The 9,536-nt window shown below is 39.3% G+C and carries 8 protein-coding genes, 1 tRNA gene and 1 pseudogene; 7 read left to right on the top strand and 3 right to left on the bottom strand.

Annotation, left to right across the window (positions count from 1 at the left end):
• A pseudogene (locus tag RR876_RS16415) lies at positions 1–429 on the top strand (hypothetical protein); the annotation flags it as partial.
• A gap of 55 nt (positions 430–484) precedes the next feature.
• On the opposite strand, the gene tenA reads toward RR876_RS16415, so the two are convergent.
• The gene (tenA, locus tag RR876_RS16410; RefSeq protein ID WP_332637119.1) at positions 485–1,153 is read right to left on the bottom strand and encodes a thiaminase II; all 669 of its coding nucleotides are present in this window, start codon (positions 1,151–1,153) and stop codon (positions 485–487) included.
• A gap of 174 nt (positions 1,154–1,327) precedes the next feature.
• On the opposite strand from tenA, the gene RR876_RS16405 reads away from it, so the two are divergent.
• The 3 genes from RR876_RS16405 to ssb all read left to right on the top strand — a co-directional run bounded on the left by RR876_RS16405 (position 1,328) and on the right by ssb (position 4,573).
• Positions 1,328–2,410, top strand: coding sequence for a DUF475 domain-containing protein (locus RR876_RS16405; RefSeq protein ID WP_241334546.1), 1,083 nt, complete (start codon positions 1,328–1,330; stop codon positions 2,408–2,410).
• A gap of 150 nt (positions 2,411–2,560) precedes the next feature.
• On the top strand, positions 2,561–3,925 hold the full coding sequence (locus RR876_RS16400) for an MFS transporter (protein ID WP_332637120.1): 1,365 nt from the start codon (positions 2,561–2,563) through the stop codon (positions 3,923–3,925).
• A gap of 51 nt (positions 3,926–3,976) precedes the next feature.
• On the top strand, positions 3,977–4,573 hold the full coding sequence (gene ssb / locus RR876_RS16395; RefSeq protein WP_018679413.1) for a single-stranded DNA-binding protein: 597 nt from the start codon (positions 3,977–3,979) through the stop codon (positions 4,571–4,573).
• A 97-nt stretch (positions 4,574–4,670) separates the two neighbouring features.
• On the opposite strand, the gene RR876_RS16390 is transcribed toward ssb, so the two are convergent.
• Positions 4,671–5,633, bottom strand: a complete 963-nt coding sequence (locus tag RR876_RS16390; RefSeq protein WP_291392064.1) for a LysR substrate-binding domain-containing protein — start codon at positions 5,631–5,633, stop codon at positions 4,671–4,673.
• Between the two features lie 345 nt (positions 5,634–5,978).
• On the opposite strand from RR876_RS16390, the gene RR876_RS16385 reads away from it, so the two are divergent.
• The 3 genes from RR876_RS16385 (at position 5,979) to RR876_RS16375 (ending at position 9,398) form a co-directional block, all read left to right on the top strand.
• Positions 5,979–6,839 carry a pirin family protein gene (locus tag RR876_RS16385; protein ID WP_291392039.1) on the top strand — a complete coding sequence of 287 codons (861 nt, stop codon included), beginning with the start codon at positions 5,979–5,981 and terminating at the stop codon, positions 6,837–6,839.
• A gap of 424 nt (positions 6,840–7,263) precedes the next feature.
• Positions 7,264–8,562: an FAD-dependent oxidoreductase gene (locus tag RR876_RS16380; RefSeq protein WP_332637118.1), complete on the top strand. Its 1,299-nt coding sequence runs from the start codon at positions 7,264–7,266 to the stop codon at positions 8,560–8,562.
• A 2-nt stretch (positions 8,563–8,564) separates the two neighbouring features.
• Positions 8,565–9,398: a class I SAM-dependent methyltransferase gene (locus tag RR876_RS16375; RefSeq protein ID WP_004659964.1), complete on the top strand. Its 834-nt coding sequence runs from the start codon at positions 8,565–8,567 to the stop codon at positions 9,396–9,398.
• Positions 9,399–9,450: 52 nt separating this feature from the next.
• On the opposite strand, the gene RR876_RS16370 is transcribed toward RR876_RS16375, so the two are convergent.
• A tRNA-Thr gene (locus RR876_RS16370) sits at positions 9,451–9,526 on the bottom strand.
• Positions 9,527–9,536 lie beyond the last annotated feature (10 nt).

Here is a 9,536-nt window from a genome sequence, read left to right as displayed (position 1 = left end):
AATTTACCAGTGCGCCAAAACTATTCTTTAAAAGAATTTAGTGGGCTGGTAGATGAAATTGAAGTTCAGACAGGACAGAAGGTTCAAGACCCTAATTTTAGTCAAACAGGGAATGTTCGAGTATATGGGCGAATTCTAGATTGGATACCAGAATATAATCTACAGAAACCAGCCAAAATTAGTTTTAGTGTTAGTAACCCAAAGTATTTTGATATTAAGGCTATTTATATGATTGTTGGTGAAGGTGCTAAGACATCGCAATTACTGGAATTGGCTATTGAAAACAAAGAGATTGCTAAACAACCACCGCAAACAAGTTCTGAATCAAAAGAGAATGATTCTTTCCCTTTAGCAATGAAATCACTGTTTCTGCTAATATTTGTTGCTTTAATCAGTTTTTTAGTTATAGCAAGAAGAAAGAAAGCTTAAGAATGTAAGGTTGAAACTTAATGCTTAAGGAGGATTAACCCTCCTTAAATCGATCTTAATCCAAACCTAACCATTGATGTTGTTGGTAAGCGCTATCCCAAAATAACCATTCCAACTTCGCGCCCATGCGATAAGCCGCATGCATTTTCACTAAAGTATCTTCATCACAACGTGCAGCGACTTTATCAATGGTCGCAATTACATTACGTACTGCTGTATTAAATTCTTCACCTGCATAAGTATCAATCCATGCTTGATAAGGATTGTTTTCAACGGATTGACTCACGATGTCTTTCCCCACTTCTGCATAAATCCAGAAACATGGGAGTAAGGCTGCCAAAATCACAGGATAGCTTTCCGACCAAGCCGTAGCAGTTAAGAACGACGTATAATGATGGCAGGCGAGTGTTAATGGCGTATTTTCAAACTCAGCTTTGCTAATTTCAAACTCCTGCATAAAGTCAGCGTGCAAACTACGCTCCACAATAATGGCAATTTTTGCTGCTTCAGAAAACTGAATCACATCATCGGCTTCATAGGCTTTTGCAGCAGCTACAGCCAGTGCACGTCCATAAGCCAGTAAGTAATGCGCATCTTGAATGACATAATGGCAGAATACCTCACGCTTCAACGTGCCAGAAGCAAGTTCTTGATTAAATGGCAGTGCTAATATTTTTTGATATAAATCGTGATTACGTTGCCAAACATCTTGGGAAAAAGTCATGTATTTGAACCTATGAACAGCTTATAAATTGAAGAATGACAAAACTATAGCAGAGTCTTTATCTCGATCGCTTTTTCTCAAAATAAGTCTAACAATCTTTTTTATTTTCTAGCGCAAACTCACCTACAATAGGCGCATTTTTATCACCCAACGATTTCACATAAAAGGCTGTTCATGAAGCATTTTCGTTTTTCAATATTTTTTACGGTAGTGTGTTTGGCACTATCTGCCTACTGGGGCTATACGCATGGTCCTGAAGCAGGCGTAGCGACGATGCTTAAAGCATTGACAATTACTGCGATTTTAGCAGTGATGGAGGTATCACTTTCTTTTGATAATGCTGTTGTCAACGCATCAGTACTACGCGGTTGGGATCATTTCTGGAAAATGATTTTCTTAACGGTGGGTATTTTGATCGCCGTATTTGGTATGCGTTTGATTTTCCCTGTGGTCATCGTTGCAGTTACAGCAGATATGGGAATGGTCGAAGTCGCTAAAATGGCATTGAACGATCCAAAGAGCTATTCAGAACGCTTAATGGCGCATCATGCTGAAATTTCAGCATTTGGTGGCACATTCTTATTGCTCGTATTCTTAAACTTCTTCTTCGATGATGGTAAAGAAACGCATTGGTTTAAGTGGTTAGAAGCAAAATTGGCAAATTTAGCCAGTGTACCTGCGATGTCAGTTTTTCTTGCCTTGATTGCCATGATTATTATGGCAGCCAATGTTGACGAATCTATTCGCTTAGCGGTGACGATGGCAGGTATTTGGGGCATTGTGGTCTATATTGGCGTGCAAGTTCTCAGTCACTTATTGGGTGGTGAGCCAGAGATTGATGAAAATGGTAATGCTGTTACTCATGATGCAAGTGGTGCAGCTTCAGGTGTTGTGAAAGCTGGATTTGGTGGTTTCTTATATCTTGAAGTCCTTGATGCCTCTTTCAGTTTTGATGGTGTGATTGGTGCATTCGCAATTACTAGTGATGTTGTCATCATTATGTTAGGTCTTGCGATTGGTGCGATGTTTGTCCGTTCAATGACGATTTATTTAGTTGAGAAAGGGACTTTGGATGCCTATGTTTTCTTGGAACATGGTGCACATTATGCCATTGGTGCTTTGGCATTCATTATGATCGCAAGTGGTACGGGTTTACATGTACCAGAGGTTGTAACGGGTCTGATCGGCGTTGCATTTATCGTTTGGGCGGTGGTTTCTTCAATCCAATATAGCAAGCGCGAACAGCAAACCTCTTAAGCTTATTTTCAGTTAATGAGCGTATTTTTAGTAAAGGAGCGAAATCGCTCCTTTATTTTTTCTCCTAAAGGTTGTGTTTTTCATAATCTACTTACAACCTTGTTAAGCGAATCGCTTATAATTCGCTAAGCCAGTTATAGTGTCTTATCAATAATGAATGCTTTAGAACGCCGTTCAACCTTTGCCTTAAGTAGCATTTTTGCCTTACGCATGTTGGGCTTGTTCATGATTATTCCTGTATTTTCTGTTGCAGGACAGTCATATCAATACGCCACACCTGCCTTAATCGGGCTAGCGGTTGGGGTCTATGGTTTAACCCAAGCCATTTTACAAATTCCATTTAGTCTCTTAGCTGATCGCTTTAGCCGTAAGCCGCTCGTTGTACTCGGTTTACTCCTATTTGCTTTAGGCGGTGCAATCGCGGGCTTGTCTGACACGATTTATGGTGTGATTATTGGGCGAGCAATTGCAGGCGCAGGTGCAGTTTCAGCTGTAGTGATGGCATTGCTTGCCGATGTAACACGTGAAGAGCAGCGTACCAAAGCCATGGCTGTGATGGGGATGAGTATTGGCTTGTCTTTTGTGGTGGCATTCAGTTTAGGGCCATGGCTCACCAGTCTAGTTGGTATTTCAGGTTTATTTTTTGTCACAACAATTATGGGCTTAGCTGCCATTTTAATGCTGTTACTGGTGCCTAAAGTCACTCGACATCATCGAAATTACCAACAAGGCTATGTATTGCAGCTGAAACAAGTCATTCAAATGGGCGATCTGAACCGATTGCACGTTTCGGTTTTTGCACTACATTTATTACTGACAGCGATGTTTATTTATATTCCTTCCCAGTTGATCGAATATGCCCAAATTCCTTTGGCAAAACATGGTCTCATCTACTTACCGTTATTGGTTCTCAGTCTATTTTTTGCCTTTCCAAGCATTATCATTGCTGAAAAATATCGCAAGATGCGTGGTATTTTCTTATCTGCGATTGTAGGCATTATTATTGGATTGCTGCTGCTGATTTTTGGATATGAATCTAAATATGTATTGCTTGCTGGATTGGGGATTTTCTTTATCGCATTTAATGTGATGGAAGCGTTATTACCTTCTTGGTTATCAAAAGTTGCACCAATTCAATCTAAAGCCACGGCAATGGGTATCAATGCCAGTAGCCAGTTCTTGGGGGCTTTTTTTGGGGGTACTTTGGGCGGACAGCTTTTGATGTTACAGAATACTGCACTTGGGTGGAGCGTACTCTCTGGGATTGCTATACTGTGGTTGCTCGTGAGTTTTGGCTTGGCTCAACCAAGATATTTGTCTTCAATTGTGTTGCCTTTACCTCAAATGGCACAAACGGATGAATGGACTTCAAAACTATTGGCAATTCGTGGTATTGAAGAAGTGGTGGTGATGCCCGAACAACAAGTTGCCTATATTAAAGTCGATAAACAGCGGATTGATGATGCTGGGCGACAAGATTTAACGCACTTGATTGGCAAAGAGGTAGCCATTTAAGTATAACTCTTATAAAGTAAAACATAGAAATACATAGGATGAAGACAGCTAATGCGTGGTGTGAATAAAGTTATTTTAGTCGGTACTTTGGGTAAAGATCCTGAAACAAAAACCTTTCCAAATGGTGGATCGTTGACTCAATTCTCGATTGCGACAAGCGAATCGTGGACAGATAAAAATACAGGTGAACGAAAAGAACAAACAGAATGGCATCGTATTGTATTACACAACCGTTTAGGTGAAATTGCTCAGCAATATTTGCGTAAGGGCTCAAAGGTGTATATCGAGGGTTCATTGCGTACACGTCAATGGACAGACCAAAATGGTCAGGAACGTTACAGCACTGAAATTCGTGGTGATCAAATGCAAATGCTTGATTCACGTCAACAAGGTGAGCAGAGCGGTGGTGACTTTAACCAACCACGTTTTAATAACAATAATAATAACCAAGGTGGCGGTTACCAAAATACGGGTTATAACAATAACAACAACCAAAATGGCTATGGTCAAGGCGGTGGCTTTGGTGGTGGAAACCAAGGTAATTACGCAGGAAATCCTCAAGCAGGTAATGGCTTTAATACGCCAAAAGCTGCACCGCAACCTACTGCGTCAGCACCAGCCGATTTAGATGATGATTTACCGTTCTAACTTTTATCTAGTCACGAGAAAGGCATAAACTCAGTTTATGCCTTTTTTTATTGTTTAGATGCTCAATAAATGGTGAAAAAACTTTCTTATTTCTGTATTACAAAGTGTAACCACTGTCAGTTTTTGCCAATTCACGTAGACCATCTATCAAGGTTTCGATGAGTTTCTCAACCACCAAGCGTTGCCCTTTACGAGAAGCATAAACGAGCTGTACTGTGCCACGATTCGATTTCCATTCAGGCAAAATATGAATGAGTTTACCTTTCTCGATATCTGATTGAACGGTTAAATAAGGTAAGTCTGCGATACCTAAGCCATCACTTACAGCATAATAGACACCAGCTAAATCATTACTTCGAATCCTTGGTGAATAGGCAACATCAACAGTTTCATCATGATTTATATTGCATAAATGCCAATGATATTGGTTTTTTTGGATACCTAAAGCCACACTTGGATAGGAGTGCAATTCTGAATAATGTTCAATTTGATTGTTTTGCAATAATTCAGGAGCAGCAACAAGACAATGCTCTGTCCGAATAACCTCTCGGACAATCAGGTTAGAGTCTTGATTGGGTTCGAAGCTGGTTCTGATTGCAATATCAATATCATCATGTAGCACATCAACTCGACGGCTAGTGAGTTCTAGAGCGATTTCAACTTTAGGGTAGTTTTTTAAGAACTGACTGAGTAACTGCCGAACCTGAAAATGCATCATTAACGGTGGACAACTTATTTTAACCAGACCTTGTGGTTCACTTTTTTGTTTTAATAAAACATTTTCAGCACATTCAACTTGAGCAATCACTTTACAACATTCTTCGTAAAATTCTTGTCCTAATTCGGTCACTTTAAAATGACGTGTTGTTCGTTGAATGAGATTGAGATTAAACTTTGTTTCAAGGTCAATAATACGACGGCTCAGTTTAGATTTACTGATATTTTCAGCTTCACTGGCAGCACTAAAACCGCCGTGTTTAACCACGAGATAGAAATAATGAAAATCATCAAATGAATTAATCAAGGTGGGTCGAGTCCTATCACTATGCAAGATTAGAATAGCATTAACGCTCCTAATCTGTAGATGTGGTTTATCTTTTTGAGGTATTTTGAACCGCACTGTTCATCAAGTTGCGATAAGCAGGAGTGTTCTTGATCATGACGTCGTTTGGAGTGTTGTTTTAAATGATGCTAATCAAAATATTCAGATGTCAGAAGTACAAAAGATGAGATGAACAATATTGAAAATAGGATGATGAATGAAAATATGAATTTTAAATACCTATAAAAAGATAAATTGTCCTATTTATAGAATAATGTGTTGCCAATCCATCTCTATAAGCTTTAATCACTGAAGCGTAAAATGAATCTCAAGAAAAGAATTTCCTGAATAGGAGAAACTAAAATGAAGAAAATTCTTGGGATCTATCAAAATAAACATATGCATTGGGTGGGTGATGGTTTCCCAGTGTACAACTTGTTTTCCTATGATCGTTTGGGACAAATGATCAGCCCATTTCTACTGCTAGATTATGCTGCACCTTACCGCTTTGAGCCGACTACTGCTCAACAAGGGGTGGGTACACATCCGCATCGCGGTTTTGAGACAGTCACGATTGCTTATCAGGGCGAAGTGACACATCAAGATTCAAGTGGCGGCGGTGGCACAATTAAAGCTGGTGATGTGCAATGGATGACGGCTGGAGGTGGAGTCCTACACCAAGAATTTCATTCCCCTGAGTTTGCGCATCAAGGTGGTTTGTTTGAAATGGTGCAATTATGGGTGAATTTGCCTGCACATTCAAAGATGACTCCAGCAAAATACCAAGCCATTGAAGCCGCTCAAATTCAAAGCATCAGCTTAGATGATGTTGGTAGTGAGTTACGTGTCATCGCAGGGCAATACCAAGAGAGAGCGGGCGCAGCAACCACGTTTAGCCCTGTCAATGTTTGGGATGGTAAAATTGTGGCAGGTCAAGCACACACGTTTTATGTGACCGAAGGACATACCACATTGTTGGTGGTACTTTCTGGTGAGGTGATTTTAAATGATGCTCAACACATTGAAGCACCAAGCTTGGTTGTACTGAGCCGTGAAGAAATTGATTTTACGATCAAGGCTGAGCAAGACAGTAAATTCTTGATTTTAACGGGTCAGCCTTTAAATGAACCGATTGAAGGTTATGGGCCATTTGTTATGAATAGCAAAGCTGAGATTAAAGACGCGATCAATGATTTCAATCATGGCAAATTTGGCAGCATGTAAAGCGCATTTTGCCCCTATATACAGACATATAAGAAAGCCCATAACTCCTTTAAAGTTATGGGCTTTCGCTATAAGGCTCTCTATTGATTGTTTTAATATTAGGTCACTTATTATTGTGCAGTTTGTTACGTGACTCGATTCTGATTATTGTTTAATCACAATAGCGCTAAATTTCAGCTTTGCAAAGTCCTTGAGATCGTAAAAATGATGAAATAAAGAATGTTCTGTCTACTGTGCTTGAATAAGTGAATATTATCATTAAGTTAAGAGCAAAATAGAAAGCATGCTAAAATGTAACAAGAAATGACCGATGTTGCTAAGACAAAAGTCTAGCTTAAATGCAGAATCTGGTATTTTTTAATACCGTGTTTAAGTTAACTATCAGTCATAATCAAGAAAAATCATCAACTGATGGGACATAATTTTGGATATTGCAATAATCGGCAGTGGAATGGCGGGACTTGCCTCAGCCAGAATCCTACATGATGCAGGGCATAAAGTGACAATATTCGAAGCACTCGCAGGGCGAGGCATGGATAGTCACAGTATTGACTTTGATGGTGGCATAATTGATGCGCCATTACGTGTGATGAATCCCAAGCTTTGGAAAAATACGCTAAGCCTAGCAAGTTACTTAGGCATAGAAACTTTTCCAGTACGCACATTTATGGCCTGTAGTTGGCTATTTGAAGATAAAACAGATACTTGGTTGACCACTTCTCGCAGCCGTATTGGTAATTTCCCAATTATTAATAACCGTAAAGGCATACAGCAATATGGTTGGCGTTTAGTCAAAGGCATGTTGCAATTAAAAACCGCCGTACATCAATTTTTCAAATCAGAGAATCAAGACATCACCTTAGCCGAATTCATGAATCAATATCATATTGAAGAAGTGTTTTGGCATGGGACGGTGATGCCTGTTCTTTATACGATTTGTACATGTCATCCAAAAACGATTGGTGAGTGGCCAGCCAAGCCCCTATTAGAATTTATTCGCCAACTCACAGAAGGTGAAGCCTTATTAAGAATGAAAGGTGGAACACCTGCTTTAGTAAATCGTTTAATTGAGGGTATTGCAATCCATAGTGGTTCACCTGTTCATAAAGTCGAGGAACAAGGCGATAAAATTTTGGTAGAAAATGAGCAAGGCGAAAGCCAATTATTCGACCGAGTCGTGATCGCAACACCAACGCCTGTGATTGAAAATTTCTTGAAGCAACCACAATTTGCAGATGATCTTGCACTATTGAAAAAGTTCCGTTTTGAACAAGGTGATTTGGTTATTCACACAGATCCAATCGTGATGCCGCAACGCCGTAAAGATTGGGCGGTATTAAGTTATATGATGGATCGGAATTTTAGTCGCCAGCAATTTACAGTGTGGATTAATTCGATCGAACCAAGCTTGGTTGGCAAAAATGCCGTATTCCAAACATGGTGTCCTGTGATTGATATTGATCCTAAGAAAATTATATCTAAGGTGCAACTCACACGTGCTGTTGTCGACTCTGAAACGGTTGCATTGAATAAACAAATCCAGGAACGCCATTTAGATTTAAATCGTAAAGTGTTCTATTGCGGTTCATGGTCATGTGATGGTTTGCCAATTTTAGAGTCAGCAGTCACTTCTGCAATGCATATTTCTGAAATCTTAGGCGCACCATTACCTTTCGTTGGGCTTAAACCAAAAGTTACAGTTGCACCTGAACTTGGTTATTAAATATGGCTTACTTCAAGCAAAGATTGATTGAGAAAGTTTTCGGACATAAATATGCAATTGATGCAAAACGTCTAGGAGATGATTCTCTACTTGCTTGGAGTAATTTAGGCTATTGGCAAGACCAGCATCATGATTATCCACAGGCTTGCCAAAGTCTAGCTGATCAAATCGCTACTTCTGTTCAACTCAAAAAAGACGATAAAGTGTTAGATCTTGGTTGTGGGCAAGGTGCAAGTCTATTGCACTGGCTTAAACAGTATCAACTTGAACAGTTAAGTGCAGTTGAATTACAAGCGGATTGCGTCAAACGAATTCGAAAACAACTCCCACAAGTTCAAATTTACTGTGAAAATTTTTTGAATTTAAACCAACAGCATTTTTTAAATTCATTTGATGTGATTGTCTGTATTGATGCGGCTTACCACAGTGATTTGAATTCATTTCTTAATTCAGTGTCCCCAATTTTGAATTCACAAGGTCGCATCGCTTTTCATTATTTAATGTGGTCAGATGCTTGGCGAGAGAGTTCAAATTTAAAAAAACAACAATATCGTTATGTGCTTAAAAGTGCTGATATGAATTGGCAAAATTTAATGGATGAGCAACAACTCACTCAAAACTTAATACAACAGGGATTTACTGAGATAGTCATTCAGGATTTTTCTGAACCTGTTTTAAATGGCTTTGCTGAATATATTAAAAATAAGGGAACTGAGAAAAAACACGTTGACTTGGCACAATTAAAAATCGCAATGACAGCGAGATTGTGTCGAAAACTTTTCGAAGATGGTTTAGTTCATTATGTTCAGGTGAGTGCGGTTAAGTCCGCATTTTAATATGCAATTATAAAAACTAAAAAACCTCATAAAGCGTTATGAGGTTTAATAATGGTGCCGACACACGGATTCGAACTGTGGACCTACTGATTACAAGTCAGTTGCTCTACCAACTGAGCTATGCCGGCGTTTCTTAGT

Source organism: Acinetobacter sp., assembly GCF_036666595.1.
Taxonomy (GTDB): Bacteria; Pseudomonadota; Gammaproteobacteria; order Pseudomonadales; family Moraxellaceae; genus Acinetobacter.
The sequence above is the reverse complement of the archived record's forward strand: the minus strand, read 5'-3'. Positions and strand labels throughout refer to the sequence as shown.

Bases quoted from the DNA above. Each gene is read 5' to 3' on its own strand.
- tenA (WP_332637119.1), bottom strand. From the start codon at position 1,153: ATGACTTTTTCCCAAGATGTTTGGCAACGTAATCACGATTTATATCAA.
- RR876_RS16405 (WP_241334546.1), top strand. From the start codon at position 1,328: ATGAAGCATTTTCGTTTTTCAATATTTTTTACGGTAGTGTGTTTGGCA.
- ssb (WP_018679413.1), top strand. From the start codon at position 3,977: ATGCGTGGTGTGAATAAAGTTATTTTAGTCGGTACTTTGGGTAAAGAT.
- RR876_RS16385 (WP_291392039.1), top strand. From the start codon at position 5,979: ATGAAGAAAATTCTTGGGATCTATCAAAATAAACATATGCATTGGGTG.
- RR876_RS16375 (WP_004659964.1), top strand. From the start codon at position 8,565: ATGGCTTACTTCAAGCAAAGATTGATTGAGAAAGTTTTCGGACATAAA.